The sequence below is a fragment of the Hymenobacter sp. BT559 genome, from assembly GCF_016427535.1.
Classification (GTDB): Bacteria; Bacteroidota; Bacteroidia; order Cytophagales; family Hymenobacteraceae; genus Hymenobacter.
In genome coordinates this window covers 61996-84992 of record NZ_JAELXV010000007.1, presented here as the reverse complement: position 1 = coordinate 84992, position 22997 = coordinate 61996, and the positions used below count along the sequence as shown (strand labels likewise).

Here is a 22997-nt window from a genome sequence, read left to right as displayed (position 1 = left end):
ATTTTTGCAGAAAAAAGGTGAGAGGTGATTAGGGAATGTCGAAGCGGTAATCGAGCGAGCGAAACAGGCAGATGGCCCGCTCGTCGTGGTGGTCGTGCTGATTGTCGGGCTCCAGGGTCAGGTCGGGCTCTGGCTCCGCGTAGTCCAGCTCGGCTTTGATGGCGGCCGTGAGCTGGGCCAGCGTTTCGTAGTCATCGGCAAAGAGGCTGAGCTGCACGCGGGCCACGTCGCCTAGGCGGCACAGCGCCGAGCTACCGGCGTCCGGCACGCGGCTGATGAGCTGAAAGCAGACATAGGGCCGCGGGGTGCCTTGCGGGGCCACCAGCGGATAGATGCGGTGCTGCAAGCCATCCTCGGGGTGCACGTAGTCGAGCAGGGCCGCCACGTCAGGGGCCTGGCTGAGTAGCGAGTAAATGAGCTGGCCGGGTTCCACTACTTAAAGACTGATTTAAACTCTGACTCAATAATTTCCCGAAAGCCAGCCTTGGCGTTCTCAATCACCTGCGGCAGCATCTGGTCAGCGGCGGGCCGCATGAACGGCTGGGCTGCGATGCCCGGATGCTGCACTTCCTTGACGAAGGTGCCCGCGAAGCTGAGCAGGCCATCGGCAGCCTTGGCTCGGATAATGTGTGGCGCGGTGCCGTACTCCAGCAGGTGGGCGGTGTAGCCCTTGTAGCCATTGCCGCGCCGGGGGCCGACCGAAATGCCGCCGTTTTTGCGGTTATTCAGGACGCCGATACTCTTCGTGGTTTCGCCCGATTGGTCGGCGTTGCTGCTGAGTTCCTTGGCGCGTTTCACCAAGGGTTTAGCGGCTTTGTTGAGTACCTGATTGACTACCCGCGGGCCCATTTTCGGGCCTAGGCCAGCCAGTACCTGGTCGAGCTCATCAAAGCCCTTGAAGCTGATGCCGGATTTGTTGGCCATGTCACAGGGGCGTTACACTATAGGCCAGGGTGGAGAGGCCCGTAATCTCCCAGACCGGGAAGCCGCGGCCGCCCTCTTCCTGCACGTAGAGCCGGGCCACGTCATTGCTGACTCGTATCAGGCCCATGCCGATAACCACGCTCGTCATGCTGGGCGGGTTCTCGAACGCATCCGAGCCGAAGGTGAGCAGCAGCAGGCCCGTATCAGCGTCGATGAGGTGGAAATAGCAGCACTGTTTGCCCTTCCAGTTTTCCCCCATGTAGCACCACACGAACAGGCGCAGGGGCTTGGTCGTCTTGTCCACCAGCAGCGTCATCGGCCCGCCGGGGTCCTGCACGTTGTTGCCTGTATCGAAGCTGCCATCAAGCGGATAGCCGCCCGTGTAGTCCGTGGGCGTGGCCAGCGCCGTTTTAAACAGAAAGTAGTTCTGGCCTTCCTGCCAGCCTCCTACGTGGTAGTCGGGACTGCCACCCGCCTGTACGCGGCTGCCATCGTGCACGACGTGCAAGCCACTGGCAAAGCGGCGAATCGTGGTAGCGCGCGGGTCGCTGCTCTGCGGCACGGGGCCGGCGGGCAGGGCCACTTCAGCCGCCCACTGCGGATTGCCGTTTGCATCGAAGCCCGTAAGGGCCCGGCGATAGGAACGCACGGCCTGGCCTAGGGTGTAGGCCACGCGCAGCAGGCTGCCGTCTGCCTCCAGGCGCGTGCCCTGGGGCAGTACCGTGGGGGTGAAGCGCACGCCCACGCCCTTCACAAGCTCCACGACGTAGCGCATGGGCTGGCCGGCAAATTCCTCGTGGGCCACGACGCCATAGGTGCGGCCGTTGGCGAGCGTATTGACCTCCTTGAGGTAGCGGTATATCGTGGTGTTGTAGGTCTGGCTCCAGTTGAAAGCCAGGCGCCAGCTGCCGTTGTTCGGAGCCAGGGGCTTGGTCGGGTCGAGCGTGTACTCGCGGTTTTCCCCAAACAGCCGGGTCGGGTCGTTACCATCCACTAGGCAGGCCCGCGAGTGGCTGGCGTAATAAATGGCCTCGATAAAGCTGCCGGTGGCGCTCAAGTGCACCAAACGCTCATTGCCCGTGTCCCCTACCCACACCGAGCCATCGGGGGCGCAGGCCAGTGGCGCGGGGCTTTCCTGGTTGTGCAGCAGCGTGCCGTACACGTCGGTAAAGTAGAACTTGACGCCCTCGGTGCCCGTCCACGTTTTGGTAGCCGCCCCGCCCGTCGCTTTCGAGTAGCAGCAGACGGCCTGCTTACTGCCGCCCTCGCGGGTGTAGAGGTTGCCGTTGGCGTCGTCGGTGAGGGCCGTCACCTCCTGGTGGCCGCTAAGGCTCACACCGGTAGCCGTCAGCGTGCCTGTGCTGCTGATGGTGTAGCTGGCCACGACGTGGGTATCGGTGAGCCGGTAGCCCCACACCACCATATCGGCCAGCTTGAGCGGCTTGCCGGGGTTGAACACGCGCACGTAGCTCCAGGGCCGGGTATTGGTGAAGTTGTAGCGCGTGAACTGGCCAGCCGCGGGCTTAGTGGCAATCTGGTAGACCGTGCGGCGGTCGCGCGCATCATCGTTGTTGTTGGCGTTGCTGAGCTGAATCCAGCCCATGCAGTCAGCCTCGCGGCCGTCCGAGGGGCGCAGCTCGACGCCCGTAATCACCACGCCTGGCCCCACGTACAGGCCCAGCCAACCATTGGGCGCGTTGGCGCTGCTGGCGTAGTAGGTGCTGGGGTTGCCGTCGAAGGCCTTGTCAATGCTGAACTCGAACCCATCCCCGTAGCCGGCGGCGCCTACGGGCTGGCCCGAAAGCTTCACGGGTGTTGTGTTGGGGGTGCCCGGGTTCTGGCTGGCCACCCACAGGCGTTCCTCGTAGTCCACCCACAGCGCGCCGGGGCGGGTGAAGCTGGTAATGGTGCGCACGTAGGCCATCGTGGTCTTATTGAGCACGATGATTTCGTTCGTGTCGGGCAGCGAGACAAAAAGTAGGTTGCCCGTCTTCTGCACGGCCATGCCGGCACAGCGGACACTGAACTGGTAGCCGTTGTAGTTGATTTGCGGCCGCACGCCCTGCATGACGGCGTAGTTGGTGCCGCTGGCGAAGGTCACGCGCTCGCCCGTGGCCAGGCTCGTGGCGTAGATAAACCACTTGCTCTTATAGTCCCGGTAGTACGCGGGCAGCGTACCCGAGAGCCCCGAGTCGATGCCGTCAATGCCATCGTAGCCGAGGTGGTAGAGCAGCGTAGCGTCTTGGTCCTGGTAGCAGGTGCCTTGCGTCAAGCGGTCGGCCGCGGGAATTTTCTGGTAATTAACGCGAGTCTGGATGTCGTTGAGCGCGAAGGCGCCGTGCGACTGCGGGCCTTCGGTGTAGCCCTGGCCGATGTAGGCACGGGTGGCCGTGCGGCCGATGCTGAGGCAGTTGAACGGGCGGTAGCCAAACCAGACATTGCTGCCGGTCACGTTGTTGCCCTGGTCGTCGGTGGCAAACGGAATCTTGTTCGTCATCGCCTGCGGGCTCGTGTTGGCCACGATGCCGGCAAACCGAGCAGCTAGCTTGTTGGGCAGCTGCTTGCGCAGCTGCGTGGCGCCGCTCACGGTCTGGCCGCGGTCGCCTTTGCCGTCAAAGCTGAGCAGGCCCAGCACCTGGGAGGTCGTTTTCGACGTGCCGGCGTAGAGCGTGCGCAGCAGCTGGCCGCTGGCGTTGTAGGCGCCAGCTGCCACGCGCGAAGTCAGCGACGGCACGCCACCCGGCTTATGGGGGCGCAGCGGCACGGCTTTGGAGCCTACGACCTTCGTTTTGAGCGGCACGCCCTGGCCCTGGGGCAGCGCGGCTTGTTTGATGATAAGAACAGCCATGGGACTACTACGCTACAAAACCATAGTGTGCCGGCTCGCCGAGCTTGCTGCCGAAGTGCCCGTTTTGGCCGGGGTAAAGCACGGCCGTAGTGGGGTCTACGTTTGTGAATTCCTTCACGAGCTCAGTCAGCGCCGTACCATCGACACTACGGTAGCCCTTAACGGTCGTACCGATGATGAGCAGCAGGTATTCACCGGCCGCAATGCTGATGCTGGTAAGGTTTTCGGTCCCATTCAGAATGTAGCCTATCTTACCGTTGTTGACATACAGCTCGATATTGACCACGTTGCTGGCGTGGTTGGTGCTATCAACCGTGCGCAGCGTGAGGCCGCACAGCGAGTTAAAAACACTCGGGTCGATAACGCGCTGGCGCAGGCCCCCGGCGGTATTGATGGGCAGGCGTAACGGCCATTTGCCCGTATTGCCGCCACCGTTCCAGGCCGATTGCGCGGCCAGCCAGTAAGCAGGCGGCCCAGCGTTATAGGTGAGCGGGTTGGCGCCATCATTTTGGATAAAGCCGCTGCTGGTGAGAGCAGTAAATGTCGGACTTGTAGGGGCCGTGGCGCTGCTGGTGGAGCTAGTAATATTTAGCGTCAAGACGAGGGGCTCTACCTCGGGCGATAGGCGCAGGGTAAGCGTCTTGGTTGTTTCGTTGTAGCTAGCCGTGGCCCGCCCTAGGACGTGGCTGTAGTTCACGCCGATGTCCGTGGCGACGCCTGCCTCATCAGTGGTCACGGTGAAATCCTGCTCGTTGATAGGCAGGCCTATTTCCAGCCCTGTTACGGCTGCATCCACCACGGCCTTGCTGGCCTCAGCCGCCTGCTCGTCGGTGTAGGCAGCCGGAATGGTCGGCACGTCTTCCAGGTCGCCGTAGCTGCCCGATGTGGCCACACTGGCCAGCTTCGGCAGTTCCACCTCTGCGCGGTTCATTAACGTCTGCATAGCCCCAGTCAAGTCCTGAATCTGCTTATAGGCAGCAGTCAGGTCTTGAATGAGCGTCTTATCGCCTTCGCGGCGCTGGGCGGGGGCGGTATAGGAAGCGAGCGACATTAGTAAGCAGTGCGGTAGTTTGATTGATAAGTACCAGGGGCGGCAGGCGTAACGGGTTTGGGCGCAGGCCCCCGGCTGTAGGTAATGAGCAGCAGGCCGGTGCGGCGGCCAATCTCCACCACGGCCACAATCTGGTAGAGCTCACCGTTGTAGATGAGCTGCCAGGTGGGGCGCACATCAGCGCGGTAGCGTATCTGCCAGTTGACCGTAACCTGGGCGGTTTGCTGCTGGGCCAGGAAGATTTCGGTACCAGTGCCTGGCTTTTGCTCACCATAGACCGTGGCCACGTCTTCAAAGGCGTTCGCCACCGGCTTCGACGCACCGAACCTATCCTGCACGGTAGCAGCAGGCTTTTGCAGCAGCAGCTTGCGGTCGAACTTGCCGAAATTCATTCTGATGTATTTTGCGGTATGGAAACCCAACTACCTACTACAGCGGAGCTAGTACAGCGAATCAGTGAAGGGGTAAAGCAGATGGCCCCAGCTCTGGAGCGGGGTATGAGAAACCTGCGCCAAGTGAATGAGCAATTAAACAGCGAGTTGAAGGCTGAATTGGTGCGGTTAAAAGCGCGGCAGGAATCATAGCGTAGGCACTCGGACTAGGTTCATCAGCATTTTGGCCGTCTGCGGCACTTCCGTCAGGTTCAGCCCCACCGCCACCGAGCCGCGGTTTTCATACCAGTGGCCCAGCACCAGGCGCAGCCACTGACCGGCTACCTTCTGCTCTTTCTCGCTGAGCACAGCCGGGTCTACATAGCCCACGAACCGGGTAGTAGGCGGCACGGTAGTCGGGTCGAGCACCGTCACAAGCGCCGGCTCACCCTCAACGGGCCACCGGCGCTTGCTTTCGATTTCGAAGGCTGCCTGCACCGAATCGACGTAGCCCTGCAGCAGCACATCCTCACTGGTATCAGTGGGGTCGAGCTTCAGATGGGCTTTGGCGGCGTCGAGGGTGAGCATGGCGGAGGTTAGGCAGGCTTGTGGCTGTATTCGAGGTTAGCGGCAGCCGCCCAAGCGCACTGGATAGCCTCGGGCAGCTTCTCAAACTCGGGCATCGGGTTGCCCTGGAAGTTTTTGAAGTCGGTCACGGCGCCATAGCGGGCGTAAGCGGCCTTGGCCTGCACCAGCTGGGCGTCGGTAGGTTTCACCAGTTCGACCACCGGGGCGGCCGTGGTGCGCTCGGCAAACTTTTCAGTTATCAGTTTGGTGGCCAGCGCCGCTGGTACCGTGGTCGTGTCACCCGCAAACGCGCCAACGGCCGGATGCGAGCGCAGCATCTTGATAGCGACACCTTGAGGCGCTGCGGACACGGAAACGGTGGATTTTGACACGTTTTCGGTCGATTTGGACGCATTTGAAGCCGGTTTTTGGGCCGACGCAGGGGCTTTTTGGGCCGCTGGGGCGGGTGCTGGCGGCGCAGCTGGGGCCGGTGCAGGCGCAGGCGTAGGCGCGTCGCTGCCTGTAGAGGCAGGCGTGGAAGTAGCATCTGCGGCAGGCGCAGGCGTAGTGCCACCTTCTGGGGCGGCCGAATTGCTCAGCGGAGCATCAGTATCATTCATAACCAGCAGAAAAAAGGGTGAAAACCAGACCTCTGGCACCCAAAAGTCCCCGACTGCGCAGGGCAGCCGGGGCTTTTGAGGTGCGACCTCTTCCTGTGATTACTCGGTGAGTATGTCTTTCACGGCTGCGAAGGCTTTGGGCTGGGCAGCTAGCACGTCGTGGAAAGTCTGAATGATGATTTCCACTTGGCCTTGCTTGGCTAGCGTGATGTTGTCCACCGTGATGTCGAGGCCGCCCCACTGACCAATGAGCAGTTGGCTCCAGTCGCCGAAAACGGCTGCCGATAGTTTGTTGGCGCTAGTGCCCTTGCTCAGCGTGCGCGGCACGTTGCTAGTTACCTGCACGGGGTAGCCGTTCAGCTCGCGGTTATCGTTCATCAAGAACAAGCCCGAACCAGCGTCCACCTTCGTGCGCTTGAGCTTCGACTTGGTGGCCACGTTGATGAGGTAGCCAGCCGAGTCGAGTGCCAGGTCTTGGCCTTCCACCAGCGACTCCAATAGCACCAGCGTATCGCGGTCGGGTGCTGCGCCGTTGGCACCTAGCACCAGCTGCAGGATGTCGCTGTAATTGAGGATGCCCAGCGGCTCGTTATCCTGGCCGTCGCCGTTGATGGCTACGCGCTCCAGCTCCTGCACAATGCTCTTTTCCAGGTCAGAGCGCAGCAGGAGCTCGACACCCGGTGAGGTCTGAATTAAAAACTGCTTGCTGCGGCGCACCCAGGTACCCATCCGGTGCGGGCTGAGCTTCGCATCCTTGAATTTCTGGTTCGACTTGTCGAGCGTTTCGATTTCGCCCTTAAAAGTCGATTTAGCACCCTGCGAGAGCGAAGGCACGCCAACGTCGCCTACCAGGCCACCTAGGAACGTAACACCTAGGGCGCGCAGCACCGACTTGGGGCGAGCCAGGTCGATAATGGGGCGCACCGTGTCCTGGGCTTTAACGGCCGAGCCATCCTCGGGCTGGGTAGGCTGGGTAATCGAGTTATCACGGCGGCTGAGCAGCATCTGCGGGATGCCTACGCCGTTCACGTCTTGACCTAGAGCGCGGGCCTCAGTTACGGCCTGCTGGTGCATTTCGCGCTCGATGCCATCCAGAGCGGGACCGCCCGACATAGAACGCACCACTTTCAGCACCGAATAGCTGGCAATGTCACGAGCCTCCTGGGTACGGTGGTTGTTGTTAAGCGAAGGCGTTTTACCAGCCTCGTCTTTCTGACGCTGCTCTGCCTTTTCGGCGCGCTTGATATCAAGCTCTAACTCATCGATTTCCTTATCCAGGGCATCGTATTTGGTCTTTTCGTCAGCCGTGAGGCTGCGCGCTTCGGGCGCCCGCTGGTTTGCGGCGTCAATAAGGCCTTGAGCCTCGTCAATCTTGGCCTGCCGCTTTTCACGCAGCTTCTTCAGGTCGTACATATTATTTTTTGCAGAAAAAAGGTGAGAAAGTGATTAGCGGCGGGCTTTAAGGGCTAGCTGGCGGGTAAGCAAATCGGGGCAGGAACCAGTTGGTGGGGTCGGGTGCTCCTGTTGGTAGGCGTCGTGGCTGCGCTTGGCAGCCGTAGCATCTGGGTAGGCGGGCGAGGTAACCGGGCACACGTCGTAGAGCGTCTCGATTTCCAGCACAGTGCGCACGTACAGGCTACCACCAGCGGCGTCCTGCTCTTCCTGCCAGTCGTCCTTTTTGGCCCGAAACAGGAAACTGCTGCCGTCCACGTCGCCACGCTCGATTTTGCGCATTACCCGCTGGTGGTCGGGGTCTTGCGCGTCGTAGGGGATGCGGTAGCTCAGGCCACCGTCCGCCGTGCGCTCCAGCGTGAGCGTGTTATTGCGGGTCCGCCCGAGGAGCTGGTTGGCGTCGTGATTGAACACGCCAATCACGTCCGACATGTCGGTGCCATCGAGCGCGTGGGCGTCGATAATTTCCACGAAGCGGAAGCCAGGAAAGCCTAGTGGGCTGCTACGCACGCCACATACAATGGCTTGACCCACAAAAGCCGCAGGCTCTTGGCCGCCACCGTCAAGGGCGCGGTATTCAATGCTGGGTGGGGTGGTAACTACGCGGGCCTCCCGGCCTTCAGGTAGCTGAAGTGGCTTACTCATTTTCGGGCGCCGGGGGCGGCGTGTTAGCGGGTGGCGTGGCAGGCGCCTTGCGGCCAGCTATCTGCGCATCAGTTAATTCAGCCAGGCGGCTGAGCGGGGCCATGTTGACGGGGATAAAGCGCTCGTCACCAGCCTCGCCGATGCCGTTGCGGTCTTCTAAGGCTAGAATGTCATTAGGACTGAACGCGCCCACCTGAAAGAGCTTGGCGTAGAAGTTGCCGCGGGCCGTGGCATCAGAGCGCAGCTGCGCCGACACGTTGTGGCGGAAATAGTGCGTAGCCACCTCATCGGTGCGCAACAGCTTGAGGCGGTACTCCTGCTCTTGGGCCAGTAGGATAGGCAGCAGTGTATCGCCCACGTAGTCGAGGCTCTGCTGCTCAATATTGTTGTTAGTCGAGCGCTCCAAGTCGCCGATTTTGTGCGGCGGCATGCGGAAAATGCTGGCGATGTCGGAGCGCGTCAGCTTGTGGGTGCTGATAAATTCGGCATCCTCGGGCGTTAGGCTGATAGCCTTGTATTTCAGGCCCTCCTCTAGCAATATTGGCTTGCCAGCATTTTCTACACCCGAATACTGGGAAGCAAAGGAGGCCGTGAGGCGCGCTGCCGCGGCGTCAGTCAGCGTCTTGTCCATTTCCAACGTGCCCGACGGCTTGGCGCCGTTCTGGTAAAAGTTGGTGTGGGCTTTCGACGCAGCTAGGCCCTTGCCGAAAGTTTCGCGGAAATAGTGAATGACGCTCACGCCCATCACACCGTCGAGGCTCAGGCCCTTGAGGTGAATGACATCATAGTCAGCGTAGGTCTTGGGGTCACCATTAAACTTGTACCAAAGCCGGCCGCCCGATTTGCGCACATCTGTTTCGTCGGGGTGCTTGAAGAGCAGCTGGATGGGCCGCAGCTTCGCCGCCCGCACAATCAGCGCATAGGCGTTGCCCCGCAGCAACGTGAGCGCGGTCATCGACTGGCGGAAGTGATAGGCGTTCTGCAGGCCGCAGGCTTGCAAGTTGAGTAGCGGCACTGCGGGGTGCTCATCTACTGGCGTGCGCTTGCCTTGGTCGCGCCGAAACAGCTGGCAGGGCAGCCCCGCAATATCCTGGCTGATGTTATTGACGCAGGCATAAGCTGCAGCAATGCTCATCACCGTCTGCTGGTTGACGGGTACGCCAGCGACACTACCACCGCCAAAGCCTAGCATGCCCAGCAGGCGGGCATCGTTGCTCTCGGTGCTAACCTGCACGTCAGTGCCAGCGCTGCGCTGCTCACGCTCTACCGACACCGCCGCTTGCAGCGGGGTGGAGGTAGAACGCGAAAACGGATTAGACCAAAAAGACACAGCGTCGGGGCTTGAACTGTGTCAAAGCTCCGACGCTGCCTAGGTGGACTGCAATTTTGGGCGGGGGAAACTAGGGGCAAGCCCTAGAGCATGCGCAGGCCGCGCTCTTCGTAGATGCTGGTTTCGGGGCCTTCGCCTGTCAGCCACTCGCCCATGGCCATAATGCTAGCCACTGGCCCGTCGATTTTATTCTGCGCTTGCTCCTTGCGCGGAAAGATGTTCTCCTTGGCATCGGTGTGCGCCACCACGTTGCTCATCATCCAGTTCATCACGGGGTTATCAGGGTGGGTCAGCTTGCCCGAAATGATGGCGGCGTGCAGTTCCTTCATGGGCTCGCTCATGTTCTGCACGGTCATGCGAAACTCCGAGGCATTCAGCCCCTCCTCGGTGAGCTCGGTACCAAACTTCATGGCCTGCCAGGGGTCGAAAGCTAGGCCACGCAATTGGTGCGCGGCAGCTAGGGCCCGCACCTGGTCTTGAATCAGGTTCTGGTCGGTCACGTTGCCAGTCGTCAGTTGCAGATACCCCTCATCGGCCCAGCCAGCATAGTGGGCATTATCCTGACCCTCGATAGCTTCCTCTGGCAGCCAAAAGAAGGGGAAGAGGTAGTACTGCTCGCCACGCTTGAAGAGTAGCACCAGCGCCGCAATGTCCACCTTGGTCGCCAAATCGACGGCGCCCACGCACTCTTCGCCGCGAAACTGCTCCAGGCTCAGGCTCGGGTCGGCGCAGAGCGCCCACTTCTGCATGTCCATCCAGGCTTCCTTGGCATTTACCCACACGTTGAGGTGCTTGGTTTTGAAGCCACCACGCTTGGCGGCCACCTTCACGGCCATGCTGCCTTTGCGCTGAATATCCTCCTCATTCACGCTGATGCCCCAGTTGGGGTTGGCCTTCTGCCAGCTGGTGGGGTGCGCCCAGTCATCATCGGCATCAATGGTGAAGATGATACCGAAGTGCTGGTGGTCGGTGAACTGGCCCTGCAGCACCTTGGCCGTGTAGGTGCGCTGCTCGTAGCAGATGCTGGCTAGGTTGAAGCCGGCCGTGGTAATCTGCCAGAGCAGCGGCTGTGTGCGGGCACCGGTGGCCGTCTCGATTACTTCCACCACCTCGCGGGTCTTATGGGCGTGCAGCTCGTCAATGATGCCGCAGTGTACGTTCAGGCCGTCGAGGTTGCCGCCTTGGTCGCGGGCCAGGGCCAGGAAGTTGCTGCCCTCCTCGGTATAGATGCTGTGGGCGGCCGTCTTCACGCCGAAGCGCGCCTGCAGGCCTTTGCATTTCTGGGCCATGCCCTTGGCATCCTTCCACACGATTTTCGCTTGGTCCTTGGTGGTGGCCGCGCTGTAGACCTCGGCCCCGCCCTCGCCATCGGCGGCTAGCATGTAGAGCCCTACGCCCGAGCTGAGCGTGCTCTTGGCGTTTTTGCGCGGAATTTCCAGGTACGTGACCTTGTAGCGGCGCCGGCCCTTCTTATCCAGCCAGCCAAACACGGTGGTCAGGATGAAGATTTGCCAGGGCTCCAGCACGATGGGGCGGCCCGCCCACTCGCCCTTGGTATGGGGCAGTAGCTCAATAAACTTGCAGATGCGGTTGGCTTTCTCTTCGTTGAAGGTGTAGGCAAAACGCTTGCGCTTCAAGTCGTTTAGCTGGCGCTCGCAGGCCAGGGCCACGTACTTATTGCAGCGCACCTTTAGGCTGTAGATGCGCTGCTGGTGGCGGGCAATCGCGGCCTCCAGGGCGGCTACGGCGTCGGCGTCGGGCTCCTCCTGCTGGCGCAGCTTTTTAAGGTCGAGCTGCACGGGGCGCAGTTCGACCTTAATGGCCTCTTCCTTAGCATAAGCGTCCACCATTTGCTTGGCATAGCGGGTGGCAATCGCGCAGTAATTGCGGGGAGTACTCATTTACAAATCAGCCCAGGGGTCGGCTTCCTTTTTCTCTGATTTCGGCACACTGATTCGCGTGCGGCTACTGGGGCTAAAGCCAAATTGTTGCCCAATCTTGCTCACCTTCTCGGTGGCATCGGAGAGGATGGCCACCCAAGGCGAGCGCACTTGGTGCGAGCCGTTAGCCGTGAAGCGGGTTTCGGTTTTGCCATTCAGCTCCAACTCCTCCTCAGCCTCCAGCATCAGTGCCGTCTGGTAGCAGTAGGCGCGTAGTAGCGCCAAGTCCACCGAGGCCAGCATGCCTTTGGCGTGCAATTCCTTTGCACACACTTCCCAGCACTGGCGCGCAGCTTCGGGGCGTAGGTCGTCGGGTGGGGCAGGTAAGTCTACAGCGGGGTTGAAGTCCAGCGCGTTAGGCGCCTCTCGGTCCTTGCGATGGGTGCCCTCTAACCGCTTTTGTCGAGCGGGTTTTGGGGGTGGGCCTGGCATAATGCTATAAAAGTTGTTAAAATACAATCTATGAAAAACCTGTCTAACCTGACAGCACGAGAATTTGACTGAGGGCTACGGTGTAGAGCCAATAGGCCTAGAGGATTTCGACCCCCTACCCCCTAGGAGCTATTTGCGTGCGCTCTGACGCACTCTTAGCTTGGTGGCAGGCTCGGCACAAGCTTTGGTGGTTGCGAGCGTCCCAGAAGTCACCGCCTAGGCGCACAGGGATAATGTGGTCGGTCACGGTAGCGGCCGTCACACGGCCCTGACGCTCGCACTCCTCACAACACGGGCAGCGGGCTATCTGCGCTTTGCGGGCCGCCTGCCACCTAGCCGTGTCGTAGCGGCTATCACGAGCCGCATGCTGCACATACTCTCGCTTAGCAGGGGCAGGCTGCCAGGGCCGACGTGGGGACCTAGGCAGCGAGGGCATGAGTAGGCAGTAAGGGGTAGTAATCTGGATGCGTCTGCTTCTCTCGCACGAGCATGAGGCGAATGGCATTAGGCACCAGCCAGGGCGGCAGGTCGACGTTCTTCACCCGAGGGGCAGAGCCATTGTGCCACTCCACCGTGCGGGCCGCAGTAGGGCGCAGGTCGAGGTGCCAGTACTCGCTGCCATAGACAGGCGGCACCAGGTTGACGCGACTACCGTTCTCCAGCTTAAGCTCGTGCATCAAGGCGATGCTCAGAGTAAGCCGCCCTGCAGAAGTGACTTGCAAGGTGGGGAGCGGGGTGGGTGCGGGTAAGTTAAGAACAGGGTCGTAGGTGGGTAGCATAAGCAGGGCGGAAAAGGTATCTAATATACAAATGCAGAAATGATTAAGCAAGTAGTTTCGTTCCTAATTAGTGGCCTGTTTGCGGCGGGCCAGTTCCACCGTAATCAGCGCCAGCAAGGGATTTGGCCGGCCTGGCTTGCCGGGGGCTTGGCGCTGTTCAAGTTCAGCTTGCCAGGCTACCAGCAGGTGCGTGGCGTAGGCCCTAGGGTTGGTGATGGGTGGGATATTCATGGCGTGAGCTTGCCCTGGCAGTGCGGGCAGGTAGCGGGCCCAGGGCGGGCGGTGAGGATGGCAATAGCCTGGTCGACGGTGTAGACGATGTGGTACTCGCTGCCGCGCCAGGTGCGCTTAAACTCAGCCTCGCCGGGGGTGAGCTTCTCCTTCTCGGAAACCTTCAGCTCCATCAGGAAAGTGCGGCCGCGGTAGCCGACGAGGATGTCAAACGCATTCTTGAGTTGGTGCACGTGGAAAACCGAAGCGCCGATACCGCGCAGCGCGTGCACGATATCGGCTTGGTTAGCATCCACGCGGGAAGCTTGTCGGAGCATTAGTATCTAAGGGTTTTACTCATGGTAAATGGGTGGTTCTACCTACTAGAGTGCGGAAACTGTGTGTGTCCTTTGGTCCATGCTTACTGAAGAAAAACGCCGTCGAGTAATAGCCGCTGCCCTAGCATGGACAAAAGGCACAGCGATAGCGCCTAATAGCTATGAAGAGTGGCTATTGGAGGAATATGCTTGTGGTAGACTATCAATCGAGAGAGTCATATCCGTACTAGAGGCACTATCTAAGGCACAGCTTGGTAAGGACAGACGCAACTGGTCGAGGTAGTCGGCTATTTCGCCAGCCGACACAGCGGGGTCATCGTAGGGGCTCATGCTTGGCAGGTGCGACAAAAGCCTTCGCGGGTGGGGCCGCCACACTGCTCGCAGTCATCTTCGAAAGGGTCGTCTTCTTCCTCGTCATCATCGCCGGGAAAAATGCTGGCCTTGGGCTCCTTCGGGGCGGGCAGCCCTAGGGCCTGGCTCATTTGCAGCTGCTGGCCGAAGGTGAAGCCATAGGCCGGGATGCCACTGACGGCGGTCTTTTGCAGCTGGCCGGCGACGAGGGTGGCCACGTCCTGCGGTACTGGCGTAAGCGAGAAGATGCTGGCCCCGCTGAGCAGGCGGGTGAAGCCGGGCAGCTTCTCGGTGGCGGGCACTTCCACGCGCAACATGGGCACGCCGGCGATGGTGGTTTCAGTGAGGCGGCCGGCGAGGCGCTCGTGGCCCATAATTTCAAGGATGGCCCAGTTCTCGACGAGACTAGTTTCGGAAGTGGTTTCGGGTTGCATTTTTGTAAATACTTAGTGGATTGATGTTTATTTGCTGCATGAGAGCAGCTTTAATCTATAGTTTGGCAGGTTCGCTAGTGTGTAGCCTACTGCTGGCAGGGGGGCTGCTGCTGTTGGACTGGGTGCGCCAACGCCGGGGCTGAGGTTGTAGCATCCTGCGCGGGGTCCATCGGTGGCCAGTGGTGCTGCCAGCAGTGGCCGTACTCGCTGAGCACTTCGCCGCAGTCGAGGCAGTGGGTTTCGGGGTTGAGGGTGGTAGGCTGCATGGGGTAGGTGGCCCTAGGCCGCTTGAGGTGGGTTGTTATAAATTCTGTTATGCGTTTGGCGGGACTGACGCTCAGCTAGTTCCTTGGGAGCGAGGCCGAGGCCTGGGCCGCCGCGCACTTTGTAGTAGGCCAGTAGCTCAGCGAAGCGCTTGCCATTGGCCTGGCGTAGCTCACGGCGTACCGCGACGGCCATGCGGGGCGAGTACTGTTCCATCAGAAAGGGGCGTCAGGTGGGGCGTCGGGTAGTACCAGCGGCTGGCTGAAGTCGTCCTGGGTGCTGGTGGTGATGCGACGGGGCTGGTACTCGGCTGCTGCAGGCAACTCCTCGGCCGACGTGCCCGGCTCGGTGCCTAGGTCGTAGATGAGGCCGCGGCGCAGGTTGCAGCCCACGATGATTTCGCCCACCGAGCCGTTGCGATTCTTGGCGATGTCCATGAGCAGCGTGCCGGCGGTCGGGCTGCCATCGTCGTACTCGTCGATTTTGTAGTACTCGCCGCGCCAGAGGAACATGATGATATCGGCATCCTGCTCGATGGCGCCCGACTCACGTAGGTCGGCTAGTTGGGGCCGCTTCTGGCCACCGCGCTTCTCCACGTCGCGCGACAGCTGGCTGAGGGCGATGACCGGCACGTTTAGCTCTTTGGCTAGCTCTTTGAGCCCGCGGCTGATGCTGGCAATCTCTTGCTCTCGGTTGCCGCGGCCTTTGCCGTCGCCCTTCATCAGTTGGATGTAGTCGACCATAATCAACCCCAGTGGGTGCTCAGCGTGCAGGCGGTGACACTTGGCCCGTAGCTGCTGAATGCTGACGCCAGGCGTGTCGTCGACGTGTAGGCGGTGGCCTAGGGTTTTGAGGCGGGCAGCCTTCTGGCGGATGCTGGCTACCTCTTCCACGCCGCCGCGCACGTTGCCCCGGCGCAGGTCGGAGTTACTGTAGCCCTCAACCTCCGACGAGACGAGGCGCTGCACCAGCTGCGCCGCCGGCATTTCGAGTGAGGCAATGAAGACATGCTTGTCGTGGTCGAGGCCTGCCTCACGAGCTGCATGCAGCATTACCGCCGTCTTGCCCATGGCCGGGCGGGCCGCGATGATGATGAGGTCGCCGGGCTGCCAGCCGCCGGTTGAGTCGTTCAACTCCATCAAGCCAGTGGGCACGCCCGTCATGCCAGGCTTGAGCACGTCCTGCTCGAGCTTGGCAAACACGGCATCGAAGTGGTCGGCTACTGTTTGGGCTGGGCGTTGGTCGAGCACGGTGTGCAGGCCCATGAGTTGCTGCTGCGCCTCGGCTAGCACTTCTAGCGCGTCGCGTCCCTCGTCATAGCCGTGGGTTTGCAGTAAGGTGCCGGCGGTGATGACAGTGCGCCGAGCATGGAACTCGAGTAGAATGCGGCAGTGCGCCTCGATGTGAGCGCCGCTGTTGACTTGGCTGGTGAGGCCGGCCACGTAGCCGATGCCGCCGGCGCGCTCCAGCGTGCCTTTGCCGCGCAGGTACTGCACGACGGTGAGCTGGTCGACGGCCGAGCCGCTGGCCTGTAGTGCTTGCATTGCCGAGAATACCAGCTGGTGGCCGGGCTGGTAGAACGCCTCCGGGGCAAGCAGGCTCAGTGCCGTAGCGGTAGCCGAGGCCTCGAGCATCGCTGCACCTAGGACCGCCCGCTCGATGGGTAGGGCCTGGGGTGGCAGGTGGGTGGTTTTTTGAAGGATGGCAGTCATCGGAAAGTTGAGGTTGGGGGCCTAGCTCCAGTTCTGGGCCCTGGCCTTGGTGGGGGAAGTGGCAGCGCGGGCGGGGGCGGCTGCTGGGGGCGCATCGCGGTCTGCCTTGGCTTCTTTGGCCTTGGTTGACCACTCGTAGGCGCACCACTCGCCGCAGTAGCCTTCGCCCTCACTGCCGAGATACTTGTCGAGGTTGTAGGGCTCAATGCCCCGCTTCTCGCGGTAGAGGGCGTAGCCAGTGAATTGCTTGCTGACTTCGGCCAGGCGGCCAGCCTGCTCCATCAGGTGGGTAAAGCGGGCCAGCTGCATCCACTTGCGGGCGTTGCCCTGCTGGGTGATGTGCCAGAGCTTAGCCATCTCGGCAGCCAACGCCTTCGAAGCTAGCGAATGCTGCGGCCCCTGCGACTCGGCCGCGATTTCGCGGGGGGGCTGCGCAACGGGGGGTACTAACTCTTCGATTTTGGCTTTCAGCTGGGAGTTCTCCAACTCGAGCTTCGCAATTTTTTTTTGAGCCGCCACCCACTCCTCGGGGGTAGGGGGTGAACTGGTTAATTGCTGGTATTGCTGGTCTCCTATTACGCGCGACCCATTTTGTCTAGGTTGGTGACCATTTTTGTCTAGGTTGGCAGACCCATTTTGTCTAGGTTCAGCGGCCTTAACCTCGTCATTTTGTCTAGGTTGAGCGCCATTTTTGTCTAGGTTGGTGGGCTCTATTTGTCTAGGTTGGTGACCATTTTTGTCTAGGTTCAGCGTCGCAATAGCAGCCCGGCGGGTAGCCTCATCGGCGCCAGCATAGCAGGCCCGAAGCGCAGGGCTAGCACCTAGCTTGCGGGCTTTACCCTGCCCTTTGCTCAGCAGCAGCCCACGGCTTTCGAGGGCCGTGATGGTGCGCGACATGGTGCGCTCGGTTCCGCCAAGGGCCTGCACCAGGTAATCATTTTTAGCCGTGCACCAGCCCGCCGGCTCGCTGTTTTCAGCAAGCTGGCACACCTCAATCAGCACCGCTTTCTCGGTACGCTTGAGGCCGGGCAGGGCATTGATGGTTTGGCGGATAGGAAGCATAGGTTAGGCAGCGAAATCGAGGGTGGGCGCAGCCTTGCGGGCTTTGGGGTCGAGCGAAGTGAGGGCAGCTTCCTGATGGAAGTGGCGCAGGATTTGGAAGCACATCTGCACATCGGTAAGCGCCTGGTGGTGGCCACGCCGCGAGAAACCGAAGCGGTCACAGAGTTCACCTAGGCCGCACTTGGTGCCCTTGGGTAGGCGTGCCTTGGCAAGGGCCATCGTGCAGAACCATTTATTGGGCAAGTCCGCCTCGGCGCCTTGGCGCTGGCGGGCGCGCTCAATCTGGCTGCGGTCGGCGCCGATGTTGTGCGCGATGAGCAGTGAGCCGCCGGCTAGCTTGGCGAAGGCCTGTAGCACGGTCTTTTCCAGGGGCGCACTGTGCAGCATGTCAGCCGTGAGGCCAGTGAGTTGGGTCGTGCGAGGGGCTACCCACTCGCGGAAACGCACGCAGCTCACCATCTGGTCGACTGGCTCCCAGTTCTGGTAGCGGATGGCGGCTATTTCAAGTAGGTGCTTATCCTGAAACTCGGTGTCGACGATAGTAAAGTCGTCGAAGAGGTTGGCAGCTGGTACCAGCGCCGGCGTCGTGGCCACACGTAGGGGCGAGGCACCGAAGGCCGCGCCTACGCCACGTGCTTTCTCCATCTTCTGGTCGGTCTCCTTGCGCAGTAGCTTCTCCAGTTCAGCTAGGCGCTTGCGGTCAGCCGCATCCTTACGGAAGCGCAGCAGCGCCCCAACGTACTCAGCCTTCGTGCTGAGCACGCAGCCGAAAGGCAGGCCAAAAGACAGCTTGGTAGGCCGGTAGATGGTCTTATCCTCGTACTCCACCACCTTCTCTAGGCGCAGCTTCTTGCCTAGGGACAGCTTCAAGTACTCCCGTCGCCAGGAGTACTTGCTGTGGCTCATTGTTTCCTGCAGCAGGAAGTAGAAGGCCTGGCTGCTCATACATGAGTTGCGTTAGGAATCGAACCTAAATCGAGAGTCTCGGCAACTCTCATACTAGCCAGCCAGGGCAAATCTGAGTCCTGTCCAATTGGCGGCGGCTCGGGCAACATTGCGTTGAATGCCATATATTCACGATGCAACTATTAAGAAAATGAAAGGGTCGCCTTGGCTGGGGTGGCCTTTTTTCGTTCAACTGACTAGGCCGCGAGTGCCTGCGCCTGCTTGAGGGTGGCTATCGCGTTGAGTATCTCAGCCCGCAGTGTTTGCCAGTGCACATTGCCGTCTTCATTCATTGCGGATAAGCGGCTGACCTCGTAGTCGCCTAGCTGGGCCGAGTTCTTATAGATGAACTTGTGCAGGGCCTGGCGCCACTCCTTATCTGCATCACGTCCCTCCCGTACCGCCTGCTCATTGAGCAGCTTGAAGATGGCCTGCTCAGCCCGGGCCTCGTCTAGCTTATAAAACACCTTCAGCATGTCAGCGCGCTCGCCGGCCGTGATGATGGGCAGCTTCATAAGCCGCGTGATTTCGGCCCGTTGCTCCTCACTGGCCTCCGGCAGGTTCATGCCCGTGGTAGGATGCTCGACAAACTCCTTCACCAATTCCTGGTCATGCACAGGCTGGGGCGCGGGCTGTTTGCTGAGGCGCAGCTTCGCGGCATCCTTATCGGCTAGCAACTGCGGGGCTAGGTGCTTTGGAATCTCTTTCCAGATTTGCTGCACTTCCACCAGCGAGCGTGCATACATCATGCGGGTGCGGTGGCCAGCTACCTTGGCTTCGTCGAGCGTGGCTGCTACAGGGGTCGGCTCCTCTACTACGGTGGCACTGGTACCAACTTCGGCAGTAGCCGGCATGGCTACCTGGGTGGCCTGCGGCATGGTGTCAAGCTCGCTTTCGTCGAGGATGCCAAGGCCGCAGATGCTGAGCGTAGCCCGGCGCTTGGCTTTGGTTTCGGCCTTCATAAAGGCATTAGCCAGGGCCTCACCTTTGAGGTTAGTGACAGGCACGGCACCGGTGCCGGCGTCGGTGCGGCCGGTACCGTCAACTACGTAGGCCACCACTACTAACACGTCGCCTTCCTGATGCCGGTCCAGCTTGGTGACGCTCACGCCCCACAGCTTGCGCAGCTGCTCGGTGCACGACTTGGTGGCGTACATGATTTCCTTGCCCTGAAACTTGAGAATCTGGAAGGGCTGCGTATGCGGGTTCAGGCTCAGCGACTGGCAGAGCTGCACGTAGTAGGCTACGCGCGCCGCGTTATCCATTTTAGAGAGGTCACCACCTAGGACTAGGTTGGTGATGGTGTCGATGTGCTGCGAAGTGAGCACTTGGGTGGCCTGGGCGGTAGTGATAGCAACAGACATTATATTTGTGCCCAGCAGGGCGTTAGAGGGTTTGATGCTTTTCTTAATCCTGTCCTGAAATGCCCGGCGCTGCGAACGCCGGGCATTTTCATTTCTATGACTTGAGGCGGGGCAGTTCGCCTACCACCAGGAAGCCGATGAGCAGAAAGGGAGCGAGGCAGGCCCAGAGCAAGCCGGCGAGTACGCGCTGGCCTAGGGTGAGCTTGCGGGGCGGGCGGGGTGCGGGGCTAGACTGGCTGGCCGTGTAGCGGAGGAATTGCTGGCGGCTAAGCATCTTGCTGGCCTCCCTTCACCGTTTGCAGGTAAGTAGCTTGCTCCTCCAGCTTGGCCGTCAGCACGCGCTCGAAGTCGTGCCAGCTGTAGCCACCGCCGGGCTCGAACGTGCTGATGTAGCGCCGGAAGTTGTTGGGGCCGCTAGCTGAGGCCAGGTAGGTGTAGTCGCTGGGCCCTGGGCCGCTTACCTCGCAGCTGAGGTGTAGCGCTGCATGGCCAGCAGCCTGCGCCAACGGCAGTAGCTTGGCATGTAGCGAGGGAAGGTGCAGCCAGCCTTCAGCGGCGGGGCCTGCGTCGAGCACCAGCGGTGCTTGTTGTTGGGTGGTAGTGTCCATTTCTGCGAAAAATGTTGACAGTGAGGAGTTAGAGAAAGCAGTAGGCGAGCACCGCGATGGCGACGAAGGCCAGACCGATGAGCGCATTGCGTAGGTTGGCGGCCGAGAGGCCTGGCTGTTCGTCGTGAGCTTCCATTAGGCGGCGGGCTTGGGGTAAAGCAGTGGATAGGTTTCGTGCAGCTTGCGGCGGGACTTTAATCGCTCGTCGATTTCGCGCTGTACCTTTTCGGTGGCATTGGCAATGCTCTCGGTGTCACCATCTTCCAGGGCCCGATTAGCAATGCGGGTGTAGAGGTTGACGTTGGGGCCTTCGAGCTTCTGGACTAGCTGGCGTAGCACCTTGGCAGGGCTAGGGCCATCGAGGGGCGGCAGGGCCCGGGGTGGCAGCTTGCGGCGCAGGTGGGGCGGGCTCACCTGAGCACGGTGGGCTAGGCTTTGCTCGTCGGTGCACGCTGGCGTATCGTGTAGCTTGACCTTAGCCATTACCTAGGCAGCCAGGGGAGCAAGGCCTAGGAGAAAACGCTGTACAGCAGGTTCACCCACACGGTAATTTTTGGCGCCAGCGCAGCCATAGCCAATGAGGCCTTGACGGATTAGCTCGTAGGCACTGCGCTCGCTGATTTCTAAGCGCTGGGCCAACGTCTTAACCGTGTAGGTGCGACTGTTTAATAAAACTTCAGCTAGGTTTTGCTGGCTAGCCGTGTCAGTGGCTTCGACGATTGTCCCGTCGGAATAGGTGGTGCGTAGCATAATGTGAAAGAGAAACAAAAAGACACAAAAAAGACAAATAAAAAAACGCTACTCTGAGCCGCCGCTAATGATAGCATCGGCTTTTTCTTCTACCCAGTCAGCCAATATATCGACTTTCCTCGGTTCAGGTCCGGCATAGTTGGCGGCCTCATGGCGCTTATTCTGCTCTATTTTAAGCGCTTTCTGCACTTTGGGGTGCGAGACGATGCGCACATCATAAGTGCGCTCTGCTTTCTGGGTGGTTGAAGTTTCCATGTGCTAGCGGCGTTTGATTCATTGCAAATATAGGCACCAATAGGCACATTAAGGCACATTAAGCCACAAAGTTTGCCCTCATGTGTCGTGGTGTGTTGCTTTGTGTCGTAATCAGTATTTTATTTACAATGACAAAGGGAAGGGGTGAGCGTCTGCGGCTAGCGCGCGAAGCGGCCGAGCATACTCTGCGCTCTGTAGAAGAGGAGTTCAAGCGTCAAGACTTGAGCTTAAGCTTCTCGCAGGTGCGCCGCTATGAAACAGACGATACAATTAGAATTAAGCCCTCCACCTTAGCAGCATTAGCTAAGCTTTATCATACCACGGTCGAGTACCTAAATACTGGTTCTCGCACTGGCAAGGAATCATTCTCCTCTATGCCCACCCGCTACATCGTTACAGATAACAAAGGCCGTGCGCAAATACTGATAGTGCCTCACAAGGCCGCAGCAGGTTATCGGCAGCACCTCACTGATAGCGAGTACCTAGGTAATCTGGATACGATGTCATTGCCAGGTTTCGACAAAGGAGACTTCCGGGCCTTCGAGATAAGTGGTACGTCGATGACACCCACTTTTGAACCTGGTGACCTGGTAGTGTGCGAACACATCGAGCGACCGGAAGACATTATAGACGGGCACCCCTATGTGCTGGTAACTACAGAGGGCATCTGCATCAAGCGCGTTACCAATATGGTGGAGAAAAAGGGCTACCTATTAATAGAGTCTGACAACCCAGCCTATAAGCCGGATATCATCATGCCGAACGAGGTGCTGGAGATGTGGAAGTATCGCAAAAAGGTTACTGAGTAAACTTCGAGTTAACCATAAACTGACGTACTAAGGATATCAAGCCAATGAGCACGGAAGCTAACTCCATACCCGAGCCTATCATACCGCCAGCACTTACTGAGCGCAAGCCACATTGCGGTATCATAATGCCATTAAGCGATACTGAAGCATATACTCCCGGCCACTGGGGCCAAGTTCAGCGTCTAATTATTCGTGCGGCTAACAAAGCAGGATTTACCGCTTCAATGGTGAGTGAAAATGCTGCCGAGGATATGATTCAAGCAAGTATTGTGCGCAACATCTACCATAATGATGTTGTGGTCTGCGACGTGAGTAGCCTCAATCCAAATGTTATGCTAGAGTTAGGATTGCGAATGGCCACGCTACTACCCCTCGTGTTAGTATTCGATGGCGAAAAAGATTATCCATTCGACATTAAAAATATTTTGAGGGAGGGTTATCCTAAGAGCTTACACATTTTTAAAATGGAAACGTTCGTGGACAATCTTGCAGAAAAGATTAAGCAAGTGCACGAAGCTCAAAAGAATAAAGAATATGCCCCGTTCTTAAGTCATTTCAAAGAGGTTACTATCGAACCTGCTAGGTTAGAATCTTCTACTCAGAGTGTGAATGAAGCATTAGAAACAATACTTGCAGAAGTAGCATCTATGCGTGGGGATATCAAAAGGCTGCAACATAGCCCCGTAAAAAATGCCTCTAAACAGCCATCTGTTATATCGGATATGCCAGCCTTAGAAAGAGAGTTCTTCGATAGGTTATATAGCGCACTTAGAGATTCTATAACATCCTCCAATAAGGAAAGGATACGCAAAGAGATAGTAGACGCCGTAATAACAGAGCTTTACAAAGATTCAGGGCAAGTTTTCAAGCAATCTCGAAGGAGGCATATAGACGCATACTCAGAGCGTGTAATGAGTGAGCCAGTCGGAGACTAGC

30 protein-coding genes are annotated in these 22997 nt (G+C 59.5%); 2 read left to right on the top strand and 28 right to left on the bottom strand.

Annotated elements, in window-relative coordinates:
- Nucleotides 1-28: 28 nt before the first annotated feature.
- The 28 genes from gp17 to JAO77_RS20085 form a co-directional block, all read right to left on the bottom strand.
- A complete protein-coding gene (gp17, locus tag JAO77_RS20220) occupies nucleotides 29-433 on the bottom strand; it encodes a tail completion protein gp17 (protein WP_198992257.1) in 405 nt (134 codons plus the stop codon).
- Nucleotides 433-924, bottom strand: coding sequence for an HK97-gp10 family putative phage morphogenesis protein (locus JAO77_RS20215; protein ID WP_198992256.1), 492 nt, complete (start codon nucleotides 922-924; stop codon nucleotides 433-435). Before JAO77_RS20215 ends, gp17 begins: the two co-directional genes overlap by 1 nt.
- Nucleotide 925: 1 nt before the next feature.
- Nucleotides 926-3772: a YncE family protein gene (locus tag JAO77_RS20210; protein WP_198992255.1), complete on the bottom strand. Its 2847-nt coding sequence runs from the start codon at nucleotides 3770-3772 to the stop codon at nucleotides 926-928.
- A 7-nt stretch (nucleotides 3773-3779) separates the two neighbouring features.
- A complete protein-coding gene (locus JAO77_RS20205) occupies nucleotides 3780-4823 on the bottom strand; it encodes a hypothetical protein (RefSeq protein ID WP_198992254.1) in 1044 nt (347 codons plus the stop codon).
- A complete protein-coding gene (locus JAO77_RS20200) occupies nucleotides 4823-5215 on the bottom strand; it encodes a phage head closure protein (protein WP_198992253.1) in 393 nt (130 codons plus the stop codon). The genes JAO77_RS20205 and JAO77_RS20200 overlap by 1 nt, the downstream gene beginning before the upstream one ends.
- A gap of 186 nt (nucleotides 5216-5401) precedes the next feature.
- Entirely contained in the window at nucleotides 5402-5782 is a 381-nt protein-coding gene (locus JAO77_RS20195; protein WP_198992252.1) for a head-tail connector protein, read from the bottom strand.
- An 8-nt stretch (nucleotides 5783-5790) separates the two neighbouring features.
- Complete coding sequence (locus JAO77_RS20190; RefSeq protein ID WP_198992251.1) at nucleotides 5791-6381, bottom strand: hypothetical protein; 591 nt, start codon at nucleotides 6379-6381, stop codon at nucleotides 5791-5793.
- Nucleotides 6382-6480: 99 nt separating this feature from the next.
- Nucleotides 6481-7794: a phage major capsid protein gene (locus JAO77_RS20185; protein WP_198992250.1), complete on the bottom strand. Its 1314-nt coding sequence runs from the start codon at nucleotides 7792-7794 to the stop codon at nucleotides 6481-6483.
- A 33-nt stretch (nucleotides 7795-7827) separates the two neighbouring features.
- Nucleotides 7828-8478, bottom strand: a complete 651-nt coding sequence (locus JAO77_RS20180) for an HK97 family phage prohead protease (protein WP_198992249.1) — start codon at nucleotides 8476-8478, stop codon at nucleotides 7828-7830.
- Nucleotides 8471-9808: a phage portal protein gene (locus JAO77_RS20175; RefSeq protein ID WP_198992248.1), complete on the bottom strand. Its 1338-nt coding sequence runs from the start codon at nucleotides 9806-9808 to the stop codon at nucleotides 8471-8473. Before JAO77_RS20175 ends, JAO77_RS20180 begins: the two co-directional genes overlap by 8 nt.
- 83 nt (nucleotides 9809-9891) lie before the next feature.
- Nucleotides 9892-11709, bottom strand: coding sequence for a terminase large subunit (locus JAO77_RS20170; RefSeq protein ID WP_198992247.1), 1818 nt, complete (start codon nucleotides 11707-11709; stop codon nucleotides 9892-9894).
- Nucleotides 11710-12180, bottom strand: coding sequence for a phage terminase small subunit P27 family (locus JAO77_RS20165; RefSeq protein WP_198992246.1), 471 nt, complete (start codon nucleotides 12178-12180; stop codon nucleotides 11710-11712).
- Between the two features lie 115 nt (nucleotides 12181-12295).
- Nucleotides 12296-12616, bottom strand: coding sequence for an HNH endonuclease (locus tag JAO77_RS20160; RefSeq protein ID WP_198992245.1), 321 nt, complete (start codon nucleotides 12614-12616; stop codon nucleotides 12296-12298).
- A complete protein-coding gene (locus JAO77_RS20155) occupies nucleotides 12600-12959 on the bottom strand; it encodes a hypothetical protein (RefSeq protein WP_198992244.1) in 360 nt (119 codons plus the stop codon). The genes JAO77_RS20160 and JAO77_RS20155 overlap by 17 nt, the downstream gene beginning before the upstream one ends.
- A 63-nt stretch (nucleotides 12960-13022) precedes the next feature.
- A complete protein-coding gene (locus tag JAO77_RS20150) occupies nucleotides 13023-13190 on the bottom strand; it encodes a hypothetical protein (protein WP_198992243.1) in 168 nt (55 codons plus the stop codon).
- Nucleotides 13187-13507 (bottom strand): hypothetical protein, encoded by a 321-nt coding sequence (locus tag JAO77_RS20145; protein ID WP_198992242.1) that lies wholly within the window; start codon nucleotides 13505-13507, stop codon nucleotides 13187-13189. The genes JAO77_RS20150 and JAO77_RS20145 overlap by 4 nt, the downstream gene beginning before the upstream one ends.
- Before the next feature lie 326 nt (nucleotides 13508-13833).
- Nucleotides 13834-14292 carry a hypothetical protein gene (locus JAO77_RS20140; protein WP_198992241.1) on the bottom strand — a complete coding sequence of 153 codons (459 nt, stop codon included), beginning with the start codon at nucleotides 14290-14292 and terminating at the stop codon, nucleotides 13834-13836.
- Between the two features lie 86 nt (nucleotides 14293-14378).
- Nucleotides 14379-14558, bottom strand: coding sequence for a hypothetical protein (locus JAO77_RS20135; protein ID WP_198992240.1), 180 nt, complete (start codon nucleotides 14556-14558; stop codon nucleotides 14379-14381).
- A 13-nt stretch (nucleotides 14559-14571) separates the two neighbouring features.
- The gene (locus JAO77_RS20130) at nucleotides 14572-14772 is read right to left on the bottom strand and encodes a hypothetical protein (RefSeq protein ID WP_198992239.1); all 201 of its coding nucleotides are present in this window, start codon (nucleotides 14770-14772) and stop codon (nucleotides 14572-14574) included.
- A complete protein-coding gene (gene dnaB / locus JAO77_RS20125) occupies nucleotides 14772-16268 on the bottom strand; it encodes a replicative DNA helicase (protein WP_198992238.1) in 1497 nt (498 codons plus the stop codon). Before dnaB ends, JAO77_RS20130 begins: the two co-directional genes overlap by 1 nt.
- Before the next feature lie 21 nt (nucleotides 16269-16289).
- Nucleotides 16290-17330 (bottom strand): helix-turn-helix domain-containing protein, encoded by a 1041-nt coding sequence (locus tag JAO77_RS20120; protein ID WP_198992237.1) that lies wholly within the window; start codon nucleotides 17328-17330, stop codon nucleotides 16290-16292.
- A 3-nt stretch (nucleotides 17331-17333) separates the two neighbouring features.
- Entirely contained in the window at nucleotides 17334-18275 is a 942-nt protein-coding gene (locus JAO77_RS20115) for a 3'-5' exonuclease (protein ID WP_198992236.1), read from the bottom strand.
- A 197-nt stretch (nucleotides 18276-18472) separates the two neighbouring features.
- The gene (locus JAO77_RS20110; RefSeq protein ID WP_198992235.1) at nucleotides 18473-19639 is read right to left on the bottom strand and encodes a hypothetical protein; all 1167 of its coding nucleotides are present in this window, start codon (nucleotides 19637-19639) and stop codon (nucleotides 18473-18475) included.
- A 94-nt stretch (nucleotides 19640-19733) separates the two neighbouring features.
- The gene (locus JAO77_RS20105; protein WP_198992234.1) at nucleotides 19734-19913 is read right to left on the bottom strand and encodes a hypothetical protein; all 180 of its coding nucleotides are present in this window, start codon (nucleotides 19911-19913) and stop codon (nucleotides 19734-19736) included.
- The gene (locus JAO77_RS20100; RefSeq protein ID WP_198992233.1) at nucleotides 19906-20247 is read right to left on the bottom strand and encodes a hypothetical protein; all 342 of its coding nucleotides are present in this window, start codon (nucleotides 20245-20247) and stop codon (nucleotides 19906-19908) included. The genes JAO77_RS20105 and JAO77_RS20100 overlap by 8 nt, the downstream gene beginning before the upstream one ends.
- A 135-nt stretch (nucleotides 20248-20382) precedes the next feature.
- Nucleotides 20383-20730: a hypothetical protein gene (locus JAO77_RS20095; RefSeq protein ID WP_198992232.1), complete on the bottom strand. Its 348-nt coding sequence runs from the start codon at nucleotides 20728-20730 to the stop codon at nucleotides 20383-20385.
- A 3-nt stretch (nucleotides 20731-20733) separates the two neighbouring features.
- Nucleotides 20734-20997, bottom strand: a complete 264-nt coding sequence (locus JAO77_RS20090) for a helix-turn-helix domain-containing protein (protein WP_198992231.1) — start codon at nucleotides 20995-20997, stop codon at nucleotides 20734-20736.
- Between the two features lie 48 nt (nucleotides 20998-21045).
- A complete protein-coding gene (locus JAO77_RS20085) occupies nucleotides 21046-21252 on the bottom strand; it encodes a hypothetical protein (RefSeq protein ID WP_198992230.1) in 207 nt (68 codons plus the stop codon).
- Between the two features lie 128 nt (nucleotides 21253-21380).
- Between JAO77_RS20085 and JAO77_RS20080 the strand changes: the two genes are divergently transcribed.
- Nucleotides 21381-22061, top strand: coding sequence for a S24 family peptidase (locus JAO77_RS20080; RefSeq protein WP_198992229.1), 681 nt, complete (start codon nucleotides 21381-21383; stop codon nucleotides 22059-22061).
- Between the two features lie 44 nt (nucleotides 22062-22105).
- The gene (locus tag JAO77_RS20075; RefSeq protein WP_198992228.1) at nucleotides 22106-22996 is read left to right on the top strand and encodes a hypothetical protein; all 891 of its coding nucleotides are present in this window, start codon (nucleotides 22106-22108) and stop codon (nucleotides 22994-22996) included.
- Nucleotide 22997 lies beyond the last annotated feature (1 nt).